Origin of the sequence: Actinoplanes sp. NPDC049598 (assembly GCF_040675435.1) — a bacterium.
In the GTDB taxonomy this organism is placed as follows: domain Bacteria; phylum Actinomycetota; class Actinomycetes; order Mycobacteriales; family Micromonosporaceae; genus Actinoplanes.
This window is the reverse complement of record NZ_JBFAOX010000024.1, coordinates 24,215-37,695: the sequence shown is the minus strand read 5'-3', so window position 1 is coordinate 37,695 and position 13,481 is coordinate 24,215. Positions and strand designations below refer to the sequence as shown.

14 protein-coding genes are annotated in these 13,481 nt (G+C 67.8%); 8 read left to right on the top strand and 6 right to left on the bottom strand.

The features are described 5' to 3' along the window. Nucleotides 1-5: 5 nt before the first annotated feature. Genes ureG through AB0J66_RS38195 form a run of 6 tightly spaced genes read right to left on the bottom strand, consistent with a single transcriptional unit; the run spans nucleotide 6 to nucleotide 5,132 of the window. Nucleotides 6-701 carry an urease accessory protein UreG gene (gene ureG / locus AB0J66_RS38220; protein WP_364671806.1) on the bottom strand — a complete coding sequence of 232 codons (696 nt, stop codon included), beginning with the start codon at nucleotides 699-701 and terminating at the stop codon, nucleotides 6-8. 16 nt (nucleotides 702-717) lie between these two features. Continuing rightward, nucleotides 718-1,431 (bottom strand): urease accessory UreF family protein, encoded by a 714-nt coding sequence (locus AB0J66_RS38215; RefSeq protein ID WP_364671803.1) that lies wholly within the window; start codon nucleotides 1,429-1,431, stop codon nucleotides 718-720. Further along, a complete protein-coding gene (gene ureC, locus AB0J66_RS38210; RefSeq protein WP_364671800.1) occupies nucleotides 1,431-3,149 on the bottom strand; it encodes an urease subunit alpha in 1,719 nt (572 codons plus the stop codon). Before ureC ends, AB0J66_RS38215 begins: the two co-directional genes overlap by 1 nt. Then, nucleotides 3,146-3,526 (bottom strand): urease subunit beta, encoded by a 381-nt coding sequence (locus AB0J66_RS38205; protein WP_364671798.1) that lies wholly within the window; start codon nucleotides 3,524-3,526, stop codon nucleotides 3,146-3,148. The genes ureC and AB0J66_RS38205 overlap by 4 nt, the downstream gene beginning before the upstream one ends. A 9-nt stretch (nucleotides 3,527-3,535) precedes the next feature. After that, nucleotides 3,536-3,838, bottom strand: a complete 303-nt coding sequence (locus AB0J66_RS38200) for an urease subunit gamma (RefSeq protein WP_364671974.1) — start codon at nucleotides 3,836-3,838, stop codon at nucleotides 3,536-3,538. A gap of 55 nt (nucleotides 3,839-3,893) precedes the next feature. Further along, on the bottom strand, nucleotides 3,894-5,132 hold the full coding sequence (locus AB0J66_RS38195; RefSeq protein WP_364671796.1) for a beta-propeller fold lactonase family protein: 1,239 nt from the start codon (nucleotides 5,130-5,132) through the stop codon (nucleotides 3,894-3,896). A 200-nt stretch (nucleotides 5,133-5,332) separates the two neighbouring features. Between AB0J66_RS38195 and rpmG the strand changes: the two genes are divergently transcribed. The 8 genes from rpmG to AB0J66_RS38155 all read left to right on the top strand — a co-directional run bounded on the left by rpmG (nucleotide 5,333) and on the right by AB0J66_RS38155 (nucleotide 13,134). Further along, complete coding sequence (gene rpmG, locus AB0J66_RS38190; protein ID WP_364671793.1) at nucleotides 5,333-5,497, top strand: 50S ribosomal protein L33; 165 nt, start codon at nucleotides 5,333-5,335, stop codon at nucleotides 5,495-5,497. 196 nt (nucleotides 5,498-5,693) lie between these two features. Further along, nucleotides 5,694-6,101: a hypothetical protein gene (locus tag AB0J66_RS38185; protein ID WP_364671791.1), complete on the top strand. Its 408-nt coding sequence runs from the start codon at nucleotides 5,694-5,696 to the stop codon at nucleotides 6,099-6,101. 18 nt (nucleotides 6,102-6,119) lie between these two features. Continuing rightward, nucleotides 6,120-6,917: an ATP-binding cassette domain-containing protein gene (locus AB0J66_RS38180; protein ID WP_364671788.1), complete on the top strand. Its 798-nt coding sequence runs from the start codon at nucleotides 6,120-6,122 to the stop codon at nucleotides 6,915-6,917. Then, nucleotides 6,914-8,341 carry a mercuric reductase gene (locus AB0J66_RS38175; protein ID WP_364671785.1) on the top strand — a complete coding sequence of 476 codons (1,428 nt, stop codon included), beginning with the start codon at nucleotides 6,914-6,916 and terminating at the stop codon, nucleotides 8,339-8,341. The genes AB0J66_RS38180 and AB0J66_RS38175 overlap by 4 nt, the downstream gene beginning before the upstream one ends. Nucleotides 8,342-8,364: 23 nt before the next feature. Further along, a complete protein-coding gene (locus AB0J66_RS38170; protein WP_364671782.1) occupies nucleotides 8,365-9,117 on the top strand; it encodes an MBL fold metallo-hydrolase in 753 nt (250 codons plus the stop codon). A 64-nt stretch (nucleotides 9,118-9,181) separates the two neighbouring features. Next, a complete protein-coding gene (locus tag AB0J66_RS38165) occupies nucleotides 9,182-10,210 on the top strand; it encodes an LLM class flavin-dependent oxidoreductase (protein ID WP_364671779.1) in 1,029 nt (342 codons plus the stop codon). 61 nt (nucleotides 10,211-10,271) lie between these two features. Continuing rightward, nucleotides 10,272-11,918, top strand: a complete 1,647-nt coding sequence (locus AB0J66_RS38160) for an AMP-binding protein (RefSeq protein ID WP_364671776.1) — start codon at nucleotides 10,272-10,274, stop codon at nucleotides 11,916-11,918. A 79-nt stretch (nucleotides 11,919-11,997) separates the two neighbouring features. Further along, nucleotides 11,998-13,134 (top strand): glycosyltransferase, encoded by a 1,137-nt coding sequence (locus AB0J66_RS38155; protein WP_364671774.1) that lies wholly within the window; start codon nucleotides 11,998-12,000, stop codon nucleotides 13,132-13,134. Nucleotides 13,135-13,481 lie beyond the last annotated feature (347 nt).

The window sequence follows — 13,481 nt, the reverse complement described above, 5'->3', positions numbered from 1 at the left end:
CCTGGTCATGCCGGGCCGGCGGCCAGGGCGGGCCGGGCGATGACCTCGGCGATGCGGCTGACAACCTCGCTGAGCCCGTCGCCGGTGAAGCAGTTGGTGAAGACGAACGGGCGGCCTTCGCGGACCGCACTTGCGTCGCGGTCCATCACCGACAGGTCGGAGCGTACGAGATCGGCCAGATCCACCTTGTTGATGACCAGCAGATCCGAGTGCGTCACGCCCGGGCCACGCTTGCGCGGGATCTTGTCGCCCTGGGCCACGTCGATCACGAAGATGAAATAGTCGGCCAGCGCGGCGCTGAACGTCAGGGTCAGGTTGTCGCCGCCGGACTCGACGAGCACCACGTCGGCGTCGGGGAAGCGGTCGGTGAGCTCGGTGACCGCGTCGAGGTTCATGCTCGGGTCGTCGCGTACTGCCGTGTGCGGGCACGAGCCCGTCTCGACCCCGACCACCCGTTCCGGGGCGAGGACGCCGGCCAGCGTACGGCGTACATGCTTGGCATCTTCGCTGGTGAAGATGTCGTTGGTGACGACCAGCGGGCGGTGGCCGGCCGCGATGAGCATCGGTACCAGTGCCTCGATGAGCGCGGTCTTACCCGAGCCGACCGGACCGCCGATGCCGATGCGGGGGATTCCGGGCGCCCGAACCTGGCCGAACCCGTGGTCGTGGTCGTGGCTGTGCGGATGTGTATGGGCCTGCATGAAGCTGTCTCTCCTTTCAGCTGGCGAACAGCCGAAGCTCGGTTTCCTCGTGCTGCATCGCCATGATGTCCAGCAGCGGTGTGCAGCTGCTGATGTCGGGGACATCCCGATCGACGGCATCGTGGGCGGCCGCGTCCAGGTCGTCCCGCACGTTGTGCAGCACCGCCTGGGCGGTGCCGTGATCGGTGACGGCCAGCCGGACCCCGGCGGCGATCCAGCTGGCGGCGAAGGCGAACAGCTCCCCGGCCACCGCCTCCAGCCGCGGTACGCCCAGGCACGCGCTCAGCACGCCCAGAACCACAGCGTGATTGCCCGGCGTCCGTTTCTTGGTGACCTCCCGGGCGTACTGCCCGAGCGCCCCCGGGCCGAAAGCCGTCGTCGCCACTCGCAACAAGGCCCGTCCCGTACGAGCCGAGGTCTCCCTGGCCTCCCGCGACAGCTTGACCGCGGTCAGCCGCTGATCGGCCCGGACGGCCAGTTCCAGGTCGATCGTGTCCGGGCCGCTGGTGGCGCGATGCGCGCAGGCCAGACCGGCGCCCTCCGACGGCCCGACCGCAAGCCGCAGGTAGTCCCGCAACAGCGCGGTCAGGACCGCCGGATCGCTCGGCATGGTGAGCCGGCCCGACTGCGCCAGGGTCTCCAGGCCGTACGACAGTGTGTAGCGCCCGCTCGGGAACGCGGAGTCGCTCAATTGCAGCACGGACAGAAAGCCGGCCAGATGGGCGGGCATCAGACGATGTAGTAGAGCTGGGACATCGACACCTCGCTGGAGGCCGGCACCACCGCCGGACGGCCGTCCACCGTCACCTGGTAGGTCTCGCTGTCCACCTTGATGTCCGGCGTGAGGTTGTTGCGGATCATCTGCGCCTTGCCGACCGTACGGCAGCCACGCACCGCCTCGGTCCGGCGGTCCACGCCGAGCCGCTCCATCACTTTCGACTCGGCCGCGGCCTGGGAGACGAAGGTGACCGAGGTCTGCCCCACGGCCTTGCCCAGGCCGCCGAACATCGGCGACAGCAGCACCGGTTCCGGCGTCGGGATGGACGCGTTGGCGTCGCCCATCACCGACCAGGCCACCATGCCACCCTTGATCACGTACTTCGGCTTGACGCCGAACGTGTTCGTCGGCCACAGCACGATGTCGGCCAGCTTGCCCGGCTCCAGGGAACCGACCACGTGCCCGATGCCGTGCGTGAGGGCCGGGTTGATGGTCAGCTTGGCCAGGTAGCGCAGGATCCGCTGATTGTCGTCACCGGCCGTCTCGCCCTCGAGAGCGCCGGTCACCCGCTTCATCTTGTCCGCGGTCCGCCAGCACGTCGCCACGGTGTCCCCGACCCGGCCCATCGCCTGCGAGTCCGACGAGTACATGCTGAGCACACCCATGTCGTGCAGCACGTCCTCGGCGGCCTCGGTCTCGGCGCGGATCCGGGACTGGGCGAACGCCACGTCCTCGGGATTGTCCGGGTTCAAGTGGTGCGTCACGATCGTCATGTAGAACAGGTTGTCGGTCGTGTCGGTGGTGTACGGCCGGGTCGGGTTGGTCGACGACGGCAGCACGTTGGGCAGCGACGCGATGGCCATCATGTCCGGTGCGTGCCCCCCGCCCGCGCCTTCGGTGTGATAGCTGTGGATCGCCCGGCCGTCGATCGCGTCGAGCGTGTCACCCAGGTAGCCGCCCTCGTTGAGCGTGTCGGCATGCAGGGCCACCTGGACGTCGTACTCGTCGGCGACGGTCAGCGCACAGTCCAGGGCGGCCGGGGTGGCGCCCCAGTCCTCGTGCACCTTGAGCCCGAAGGCACCCGCCTCGATCTGCTCCCGCATGCTTTCGGGACGGCTGCTGTTGCCCTTGCCCATGAAGCCGACGTTGACCGGCAGGGTCGCGGTCGCCTCCAGCATTCGGGCCATGTTCCACGGACCCGGCGTGCAGGTCGTCCCCTTGGAGCCGTCGGCCGGGCCGGTCCCGCCCCCCAACAGAGTGGTCGTCCCGCTGGACAGCGCATGCGGGACCTGCGCCGGCGTCAGAAAGTGGATGTGCGTGTCGATGGCGCCGGCCGTCGCGACCAGACCCTCGCCGGAGATCACCTCGGTACCGGGCCCGATGAGCAGGTCGGCCGAGACGCCGTCCTGCACGAACGGGTTGCCGGCCTGGCCGATCCCGACGATCCGGCCGTCCTTGACGCCGATGTCGGCCTTCACGATCCCGATCACCGCGTCCATGACGATCACCGACGTGATGACCAGATCCAGCGCGCCGTCGGCGTTGCGCAGGCCCGGAATCTGGGCCATGCCGTCGCGGATCGACTTGCCGCCACCGTAGATCGCCTCCTCGCCGGGCCGGATCAGGCTGCGCTCGACCCGGGCGATCAACTCGGTGTCGGCCAGCCGGAACCGGTCGCCGGTCGTGGGGCCGTACAGCGAGGCGTACTGCCTGCGCGACACCGTCGTCATGACTGTTCCTCCGTGCCGGTGAAGCCGCGTTCGAGGGCCCGCTTGATGGCCCGGGCCCTCGAACGCGGGTTGGACGCCGCCCCGTCGAGCAGGCCGCTGAACCCGACAACGCGGGCCGATCCGCCGAACTCGACCAGGTCGACGTCACGTTCGTCGCCCGGCTCGAAACGGATCGACTGGCCCGACGGGACGTTCAGGCGCATTCCCAGCGCCGCCGCCCGGTCGAAGCCCAGGGCCCGGTTGACTTCGAAGAAGTGATAGTGCGAGCCGACCTGGATCGGCCGGTCACCGGTGTTGCGCACGGAAAGGCGCGCGGTGCGCCGGCCGCTGTTGATCTCGATCGGCTCGTCGGACAGCAGCCACTCGCCTGGAATCATTTCGTCCTTCTAGGGAATCGGGTTCGCCACGGACACCAACTGGGTGCCCGTCCGGAAGGTCGCCTCGACCTGGACCACGTTGACCATCTCGGGCACCCCGGGCAGCACGTCCTCCCGCGCCAGCACCTGCTTGCCCAACTCGGTCACCTCGGCGACCGACTTACCGTCGCGGGCCGCCTCCAGCAGCGCCTCGGTGATCAGAGCGATCGACTCGGGGAAGTTGAGCTTGAGGCCACGCTCGCGGCGCCGGCGGGCCAGATCGGCGACCTGATAGATCACCAGCTTCTCGGTCTCCCGGGGGCTCAGCATCAGCGACGACAACCACGTCTCGACGCGCGGCTGCCCGGAGCCGTTGTCGGTCATCTCGTCAGATCCCGGCGAGGCCCTGCGGGCTGTTGTACGGGATCTGCGCGCTGGTCACCTCGCTCAGCGTGCCGTCGGGCTGCACCGCGTATCCGACGAGCTTGGACGCGTTGGCGTAGATCTGGTAAAGGAACCCGCCGTCCGGGCTGAGCCAGTTGTCGCTCGGGCCGCTGCTGACAGTGCCGTTGAGCGCGCGGAAGCGACCGTCGCCGGGCACCTTAGGGCAGGCCGAGGTGTGCGCCAGCGAGATGACGTCACCGTCGATGCGGAAACTGCTGATGTTGCTGTAGCCGAAGTTGGTGGCGAAGATCCACTGGTCGTCGGGCGAGACGGCGACCCAGCAGAGCTCGGACGGCAGGCCGGCGCTGGTGTCGATCTTCACCACCGGCCCGGTGGCGATCTTGCCGTCCTCGCCCAGGGTGGCCAGCGCGACGCCGTCGGCCACGGCGTAGCCGATGACGAAGTGCTGGGAACGGTGGTGCAGGAAGGCCGGGTAGAACGGCGAACCGCCGCCACCGTCCTGAAACAGGCCCTCGCCGAGCGAGCCGTCCTGCTGCACCGGGAACACGATCAGGCCGTCGGGGTCGGGGGCGTTCGACGCGACCGACTTCTTGGAGCCGTCGGGCAGGTCGGCCCACAGGATCGGCGAGCCGTCCGGGTTGGCCGCGGCCGGCTGGTCGAAAGTGGTGCCGACGATGATGTACTTCTCGTCCGGCGAGAGCACGACCATCGTCGACACCCGGCGCTGCTTGTCCGGGGTGTTGATCGTGTAACCCTCGGGACGGGCCTTGAGCTTGCCGTTGGCGTCGACCGTCATCAGCCGGACGTGGTCCGGGCCGAAGGAATGCAGCACGTAAAGGGTGCCCGTGCCCGGCACGTACGCCAGTGACTTCGCCGTGCCGCTACGGCCGTCGACGATGTTGCCGGTCCGCTTGACGTCGATCAGCGTCAGCTTGCCGTCCTCGCCGACAGCGAAGCTCGACACCGAGTTGTCGCCGCCGTTGGTCGCGAACAGGAACCGCTTGTCCTTCGACACGATGACGCTGCCCGCGGCCTCGAACGCGTTCGGAGCGCTCTCCTGGCCGCTGATCGGCTTGTATACGCCCGAACCGGCTCCGCCGGTGGCGATCCGCTCCACCTCGTGGATCGTGCCGTCAGCGTTACGGGCGAAGTGGATGACGAAGTTCTTGACCTCGTTCGTCTGAGTGTAGAGGTGGCCACCGGCCCGCATGTCCTGCTCCATTACTGCCTCTCCGTTTCGTTGGATGCTCGGAGCTTGGCCATGACCTCCGGTGGCTCGCGTCAGTAAATGCCCTGGGGACGCGCCCGGGTCCGGTTCACGGGGGTGGTAGCGATCGGTCCGGCTGAGGCTCAGGAATTTCCGCGCCGTCGCGCTCCTTCTATCAGGGCGTGCATCGTTGCGATGCCCGGAAAGGAAAGACCATGGCTCGCCAGGCCCTCCGCCCTATCGTCAAGCTGCGCAGTACGGCCGGAACCGGGTACACCTATGTGACCCGAAAGAGCCGTCGTAACGATCCCGACCGGATCCAGCTCCGCAAGTACGACGCTGTTCTGCGCCGGCACACCGAGTTCCGTGAAGAGCGATGACGCCGGCGTCTTCCTCGTAGTTCGTCCGCACAGCGGCCGTCACCCCACTGGTGGCGGCCGCTGTGCCGTGTGCGGTGGCGATCCGCGGCCTTGGTGATCGACGTCACCACGGTTGCGCGAACAATCCCTTCTTCGCCTCGTGTCTAGGGGTGAAGGGCTGCCATTGATGTCTCCTCTATCGGTTAGGTGTTGTGCCATGACGGCGCCACGCGAAAATGTGAAGATCTTCGGCCTTCGCCCGGTGCAGGCGGTGGCGGGCCTGCTCCCTGGCGGCACGCATTGTGTGTCGGTCATGGAGGGTCTTCCCGTTCTGGGTCTCGCCACGGAGGTTGTCGGGGTTCTGCACGGCGCCGACGGCTTGCGCATCCTCGATCCGGAGCCGCGGGGGATCGGGCAGCGGGTCCAGAAGTTCTTCGAGAGCTGGGGCTATCAGTCCGAGATCATCAAGCTCTTCGACGAAGGACTGCGCCGGGGCGAGTCGCTGGTCGTCGTTCCGGCGTCGTACGAGGACCGTGAGGAGCTGGCCCGGCTGATGGCCGGCAACGGTGGTCATGCGGTCTTTTACTTCGGGGTCGGGCACGTCGAGTCGCTGACCGGTCCCTGAACACCGAAGGAGAACCTGATGGCCGCGACACCCCTGCTGGAGCTCAAAGGGATCAACAAAGCTTTCGGCCCGGTCGAGGTTCTGCACGACGTGGACTTGAGCATCTACGCCGGTGAGGTCACGGCCCTCGTCGGTGACAACGGCGCCGGTAAGTCGACCCTGGTCAAATGCATCAGCGGCATCTATCCGATCGACTCCGGCACGATCACCTTCGACGGTCGGAAAGTGGCGGTGCACAGTCCCCGTGACGCCGCCGCGCTGGGTATCGAAGTCGTCTACCAGGACCTCGCGCTCGCCGACAACCTCGACATCGTCCAGAACATGTTTCTCGGCCGGGAAAGCAAGCGCGGCATCGTCCTCGATGAGCCGACGATGGAACGGCTGGCCGGCGAGACGCTGGCCAAGCTGTCGGTGCGGACGGTGAAGTCGTTGCGGCAGCTTGTCGCCAGCCTCTCCGGCGGGCAACGGCAGACCGTGGCGATCGCCAAGGCCGTGCTCTGGAACTCCAAGCTCGTCGTCCTCGACGAGCCGACGGCCGCCCTCGGCGTATCACAGACCGCTCAGGTCCTCGAGTTGGTGCGCCGCCTGGCTGACAACGGCCTCGGAGTCCTACTCATCTCGCACAACATGAACGACGTGTTCGCGGTCTCCGACCGCGTCGCCGCGCTTTACCTCGGCCGTATGGCAGCCGAGGTGAAGACCTCCGAGCTGACGCACGCGCAGGTTGTCGAGCTGATCACTCTGGGCCGCAGCGGAAATGTCGGCCTGCCCTCAGCGAAGCCCGTGGAACCCCGGCGACCAGAACGCGCGCAATGACCGAACGCACGGCCGTCCACGACAGGAGAAAGTCCATGGTCGAAGAGCAGTACGACGCAATCGTGATCGGGACCAGCCAGGGAGGCCGGTTGCTGCCTCTCGAGTTGGCGAAGGCGGGCAAGAGGGTGGCGCTCGTCGAGCGTGACAGCCTCGGCGGTGTCTGTGTGAACACGGGCTGCACACCGACCAAGACGATGCTTGCCAGCGCTCGCCTGGCATATCAGAGCCGCCGCGGGGCAGAGTTCGGGGTGCACGTAGGGACGGTCTCGGTCGATCTGGCCGCCGTGCGCCGGCGAAAGGACGCCATCGTGGGCGGTGCCCGGGAGAACTACGTGAGCCGGCTGACGCCGGACAACCTGGACGTGATCGCCGGCGAGGCTCACTTCACCGGCCCCAGGAAGGTCGAGATCGCCCTGACCGGCGGCGGTACGAGGCAGCTCAGCGCCCCGACTGTGGTCATCGACGCGGGCGGTCGGCCCAAGCCACTGGACATCCCCGGCACCGGCGACGTGGCCGTGCTCGATTCGACGTCGATCCTGGATCTGACCGAGGTGCCGGAGCATCTGGTCATCATCGGCGGTGGCTACATCGGGCTGGAGTTCGGCCAGATGTTCCGCCGGTTCGGCAGCCGGGTGACGATCGTCCAGCGTCGGGCGCGGCTGCTGATGCTGGAGGACGACGATGTCGCCGACGAGGTGGCCGCGGTGCTGCGGGACGAGGGGATCGACGTCCTCACCTCGGCGGTGCCGGTGCGGGTGGAGCCGACCGGGACCGGAGGCGTGCGGCTGACCGTACGCACCGAGGACGGTGAGCAGCAGGTCGAGGGATCCCATCTGCTGTCGGCCGGCGGCCGCATTCCGAACACGGAGGCGCTGACCCCCGAGGCAGCCGGTATCGAGCTCGACGACGACGGCTACATCCGGGTCGACGAACACCTGGAGACCTCCGTCAGGGGCGTCTACGCGATGGGCGATGTGCGCAACGGCCCCGCGTTCACCCACGCCTCCTACGACGACTACCGCGTGCTGCACGCGGCCCTGGTCAAGCACGAGCACGCGAGCATCCGTGACCGTGTCGTCCCGTACACCGTCTTCATCGACCCGCAGTTGGGCCGCGTCGGCCTGACTGAACGCGAGGCTCGGCAGCAGGGACGTGCGGTCCGCGTGGCCAAACTGTCGATGGGCGCGGTGCCCCGGGCCATTGAGACGGGGGAGACGCGCGGCTTCATGAAGGCTGTCATCGACGCGGACGACGGACGGATCCTCGGCTGCGCCGTTCTCGGCGCCGAGGGCGGCGAGATCATGACAATCATCCAGGTCGCCATGCTCGGTAGGCTCACCTGGAGCGACATGGCCGATGCCATCTTCACGCACCCGCTGCTGGCCGAGGGCCTCAACAGCCTGTTCGCCCAGTTCGACAGCTGATCGGCGGCCGGAAGGGCTGGGCAATGCGCATCACCACCGTCTCCGACGACGTCCATCTGGTCACCGGAACCAACGTCAACTGGGCCCTGATCACCGAGGGGACCGCGGTCACCGTCGTCGACGCCGGCTATCCCAACGACGGAGCGGCCTTGATCGCCTCACTCGCCGGCATCGGCCGTCGCCCGCAGGACGTGCGCGCCGTCGTGCTCACCCATGCACATCTCGACCACATGGGCGGCATCCCCACCTTGCTCAAGCAGCACCAGGTGCCCGTGCTGACCGGCGAGCAGGAGGCCCGCCACGCTCATCGCGACTACTTGGAACAGATCTCCCCGGTCCAGATGCTCGGTCAGTGCCGCCGATGGGCCGGCGCTGTCTGGGTCGCCCAGACACTGCGGGCTGTGCTCCCGCACGTGGCCATGGCGATCCCGCAAGCGGCACCGGTCCCCGAGCGAGTTCCCCTCGACGTCCCGGGGCGCCTCGTGCCCGTCGTCACCCCCGGTCACACCAGCGGGCACACCGCCTACCTGATGCCGTCGGCCGGGATCGTGTTCAGCGGCGACGCGCTCGTCACCGACCACCCCCTGCTCACCGGACCGTCACGCCCACGCCTGCTGCCGGACGTCTTCACCGAGAACGGCGCCCAGGCTACCGCCAGCCTGCCGATCCTGGGCGCGCTACCGGCGGACACCCTCGTCCCGGGCCACGGCCCCGTATACCGGGGGTCTCTGCGCGCCGTCGTCGACAACCTCGCCCACGACGGCCAGGTGCCCTGAACCCGACCGCAGTCCCCATCGCCACCGAGGAGCATCAGATGCAAGCAATGATCACAGGACAGCCATGACGAGTCCCATGGTCAATACACCGCTTTCTCTGTCCATCCTGGATTTGGCCGTCGTCGGTGACGGGGCCAAGCCGGCCGACGCGCTTCGCGAGACCGCGGCCCTCGCGGAATCGGCCGACCGCTGGGGATACCACCGTTACTGGGTGGCCGAGCACCACAGTTTCCCCGCCTCCGCCACTTCGTCGCCCGCTGTGCTCCTGTCCCACCTCGGCCACCGCACGAGCAGGATCCGGCTCGGCTCCGGTGGCGTCATGCTGACCAACCACGCGCCTCTAGTGGTGGCCGAGCAGTTCGGCGTCCTGGACGCATTCCTCACCGGACGTGTCGACCTGGGCGTCGGACGAGCCTCAGGAACCCTGCCGGCCATGGCGCAGGCACTCGAACGCAGCCCCGACGACAGCCCGGAGGCGTTCAGCCGGCGCGTGTCGGACCTGTTGGGTTTCCTCGGGCGGGGCTTTCCCGCGGATCACCCGTACGCGCAGGCCCGGGTCTTCGCCATGCCTCCGGCATCTGGCGTCCCGGTGTGGATGCTGGGCTCCGGTGCGACCGGCGCGCAAATTGCCGCGTCCTTCGGCCTGCCCTTCGTCGCCGCGCTGCACATCAACGCAGCTCAGGCAACGGCAGCGATCGATCAGTACCGCAGCACATTCCGGCCGTCCGTCGCGCTGAGCAAGCCGTACGTCATGGTCTCGGTGACGGCGGTGTGCGCCGACACCGAGCAGGCGGCGCTGCGGATCGCCCGGCCTGGAGCTTTGGGCCGGCTCTTCCTCAGCCGAGGCGACATCACGACGATCCCCACGGCGGAGGCCGCCGAAAACTACGACTACACCGCGGACGAGAAGAGATTCGTAAACGGCTCGCTGGACGACGCCGTGGTCGGATCACCGTCCGTGGTCCGCGAACGCCTCGAGGAGTTGCAGAAACGCACCGCAGCCGACGAGCTGATGCTCACCGCGATGATCAGTGACTTCCAGGATCGGTCGCGCTCGTTCGAGTTGATCGCCGAGGAGGTCCAGCTGTCCTGATCGGCGGGGTCAGCATTCACACATCCGTGAACATCGGCGGCCCCCGGTCGTGAGGCCCTGTATGAGGGAGAATCTTGGTGACTTCCGCGCCCCCCAGGCACTCGTCGACCGGTATCACGCCGCTGGACTGTGGCGCTCCACCGGCCCCGTCTCCGACCTCGAACGGTGGCGGCGGGTACGTCCCGATGGCATCGCGATCGTCCAGTACAACGACGGCGTTCAGACAGTGCGGATGTCGTACGAGCAGTACGCCGCCAAGGTGGAGCGTTTCGCGGCCGCGCTTCACGAGTTGGGAGTGCGTCCCGGCGATGTCGTCGCCGTCCAGCTACCGAACCTGTGGCAGGCCAGCGTATTGATGGTGGCATGCGCGAGAGTCAAAGCGGTTCTCGCACCGGTCATGCCGACGATCCGGCCACGGGAGTTGTCCCGGATGCTCGACCGCCTGGGAGCGGTTGTCTGCGTGACCATCCAGGACTGGGACGGCTACGACCTGGCCGCGGCGCTGGCCAGTGTCGCTCCGGCGCTGCCGGCGCTGCGGCATCGGGTCGTCCTCGGCGCCCGCGATCCCGGCGATCTGGACCTGACCGACTTCTTCGAGCGGACGCCCTGGGAGATGACGCATCCGATGGGGCTGGGAGAAGCCGACGAAGACCCGGATCGATTGGCCGTGGTCTTCTTCACCTCAGGAACCACCGGGCGGCCGAAGGCTGCGATGCACAGCCTGAACACGCTGCACGCCGGGATCAAACCCATCGTCGACGCGGAGAGGATGGGCCCGCAGGACGTGATGTTCATACCGCACGCCATCACGCACCTCGCCGGGTTCAAGGCCGACATCACCATGACTTTGCTCTCGGGTGCGACGACGGTGCTGCTGGACCGCTGGGATGCCTCGACCGGTGCGCGTCTGTTGGCGGAGGCCGGTGTCACGATGATGTTCGGTGCGCCGGTCTTCTTCCGCGACCTTGTCATGACCCCGCCGACGATGCCGCTGCGGTTGCGAATGGCGCTGGCCGGCGCCACAGCCATTCCGCAGCCGTTGGTGGACCAGGTCCGGGAAGTGCTCGGCACTTTTCTGCGCGCGAGCTGGGGCATGACCGAGCTGGCCGCACAAACCTGGACACGAGCGGACGACCCCCCGGATTGGGCCACTCGCAGCGACGGCTCACCCGGCCCCGGATTGGAGATCCAGCTTCGGGCCGACCACGAGGTGACCCGCGAGCACCCGGCCGAGCTCCACGTACGCGGGGCCGGAGTCGCCCTGGCCACCCTCGGACGTGACAGCGGAACCTTGAACGTGCTCGCGGCCCACGACAACGGCTGGTACGACACGGGCGACCTGGCGATCCCCGACGGCCGGGACGGCATCCGCATCGTGGGCCGCGCTGCCGACCGGATAGGCGGGATCTTCATGATTCCGGTCAACGACGTGGAGAGCGAGTTACTGCGGCACCCCGCAGTCGCTGATGTGGCCGTGGTCGGCTACGTGGACGAGTCCGGCGCAGAATCCGGCAGCGCCGTCGTGGTGCCGCGTGGCGCCCCGCCGGCGCTGGCTGATCTGCGTGCCTTTCTGAGCGCGCGCGGAATGACGGACTTATATCAGCCAACCCACCTGCTCGTGATCGACCGCCTACCGCGCAACTCCGCGGGCAAGGTTCGCAAGGACCTGCTCCGGAAAAGAGTCCAGGACTCCCTGCAGAACGCCTGACCATCGAGAGCATCTCAAGGCCGTCGAAATTGCCGTGCAGTCAAGGGAACCCGGCTTGGCCGGAGGCGTATATGAGGACATGAAGGTATTGTTTTCGGCTCCGCCGTCGGCCGGGCACCTGCTCCCGGTCCTACCGACCTTGCAGGCGTTGCGCGCCGCCGGTCACGATGTTCTCATCGCTGCCTACGGCGGGCAGCTCTCCCCGTACCTTCAACTCGGCCTCTCGGCCGTGGACGTGGGCGACCGGACCGAGCTGGCGGAGATGTACGAGAAGCATGCTCCGGGGCACCGGTTCGGCTATCCGGGAGAGACCAAAGAGGCAATCTTCCGGCTCCCGTCGCTGGCCAACGGGGAACTCAGCCGGCGCACTCTTCCCCGGCTGTTCGCGCTCACCCGCGACTGGGGACCTGATCTGCTGCTCTACGACCCCTTCCAGGCAGCGATACCCCTGATCTCCGCGATCACCGCGATCCCGGCGGTGGAACATCAGACCGGAATCGTCAGCGGCCGAACGATGGCCCGGTTGCTCGCCGAACACCTCCGCGACCTTTATGGACTGTACGGTGTGGCCGGTCCCAGGCCCGCCGTCAGCATCGAGATCGGTCCGCCGCGGCTGCGCGAGGAGGATGCCCGCAGCTTCTCGACGCGGTATGTATCGGCACACGGCTCGGCGATGCTGCCACCCGAACTGACCGTGCGATCGGCCCGGCCGCGGGTCCTGATCAGCTTCGGCACGGTGCTGAGCGCCGAGATCCGGAACGCCGAGCTCGCCGTCCTGCTCCCGGTGCTCGGCCGCTACGACGCCGAGTTCCTGCTGGCCGCGGGGGCGGAGGCCAACGGCCTGCAGGACCTGCCCGACAACGTACGGCTGATCCCGTGGGCGCCGCTGACCGACGTGCTGCACCGCAGCGACGCCGTCATTCATCACGGCGGCGCCGGAACTCTTATGGCCGGCGTCGTCGCTGGAGTGCCACAGCTGATCGTGCCCCACTTCGGTGACCAGTTCTGGAACGCGCGAGTCGGCCGTGAGCACGGCTTCGCGGTCAGCGCAGGCTCGGTTCCGCAGATCGACGAGCCACTGATCCATCGGCTGCTGACCGACCGCGGACTCCGGGAAGGCGCCGAAAGGATTTCTGCGAACAACGCGCAACTGCCGACCCCGGCCGCGCTCGTTCCGCGACTCGAAGCCCTTGCCGGGCGGAGGGGCCGCCGATGATCGGTCCGTGCCGTGGCAGGTCTGCGGGCCGGCTCGGGTCTATGCGCAGTGCGAGGGGGACCTTGGCGCGACGGCTATGAGCATATAACGCCACTGATTCCACCGGATCCGGGAAGTGGCCGTGGCCGGGACTTCGTCGCCTGTGCCGAGCGGGCAGCTCTGGCAAAGGGTTGCCGCCGGGTTCGTTCACGACCTGCCAGCGTAAGCGTGAAGGCCGAGAATCATGGCGAACTTTTTCTCGAGGTTGGAAATGGTATGTCGCCGGTGCCGTTCCTGTTGCTACAAGAGGGTGATGCCGGTACCGGCCGACACGGCTTGAACCGGCACCGGCAGTTGATTCCTCCGGA

Excerpts from the sequence above, each read along its gene's own strand:
- ureG (WP_364671806.1), bottom strand. The coding sequence starts at position 701 with ATGCAGGCCCATACACATCCGCACAGCCACGACCACGACCACGGGTTC.
- AB0J66_RS38215 (WP_364671803.1), bottom strand. The coding sequence starts at position 1,431 with ATGCCCGCCCATCTGGCCGGCTTTCTGTCCGTGCTGCAATTGAGCGAC.
- ureC (WP_364671800.1), bottom strand. The coding sequence starts at position 3,149 with ATGACGACGGTGTCGCGCAGGCAGTACGCCTCGCTGTACGGCCCCACG.
- AB0J66_RS38205 (WP_364671798.1), bottom strand. The coding sequence starts at position 3,526 with ATGATTCCAGGCGAGTGGCTGCTGTCCGACGAGCCGATCGAGATCAAC.
- AB0J66_RS38195 (WP_364671796.1), bottom strand. The coding sequence starts at position 5,132 with ATGGAGCAGGACATGCGGGCCGGTGGCCACCTCTACACTCAGACGAAC.
- rpmG (WP_364671793.1), top strand. The coding sequence starts at position 5,333 with ATGGCTCGCCAGGCCCTCCGCCCTATCGTCAAGCTGCGCAGTACGGCC.
- AB0J66_RS38185 (WP_364671791.1), top strand. The coding sequence starts at position 5,694 with ATGACGGCGCCACGCGAAAATGTGAAGATCTTCGGCCTTCGCCCGGTG.
- AB0J66_RS38180 (WP_364671788.1), top strand. The coding sequence starts at position 6,120 with ATGGCCGCGACACCCCTGCTGGAGCTCAAAGGGATCAACAAAGCTTTC.
- AB0J66_RS38175 (WP_364671785.1), top strand. The coding sequence starts at position 6,914 with ATGACCGAACGCACGGCCGTCCACGACAGGAGAAAGTCCATGGTCGAA.
- AB0J66_RS38170 (WP_364671782.1), top strand. The coding sequence starts at position 8,365 with ATGCGCATCACCACCGTCTCCGACGACGTCCATCTGGTCACCGGAACC.
- AB0J66_RS38165 (WP_364671779.1), top strand. The coding sequence starts at position 9,182 with ATGACGAGTCCCATGGTCAATACACCGCTTTCTCTGTCCATCCTGGAT.
- AB0J66_RS38160 (WP_364671776.1), top strand. The coding sequence starts at position 10,272 with ATGAGGGAGAATCTTGGTGACTTCCGCGCCCCCCAGGCACTCGTCGAC.
- AB0J66_RS38155 (WP_364671774.1), top strand. The coding sequence starts at position 11,998 with ATGAAGGTATTGTTTTCGGCTCCGCCGTCGGCCGGGCACCTGCTCCCG.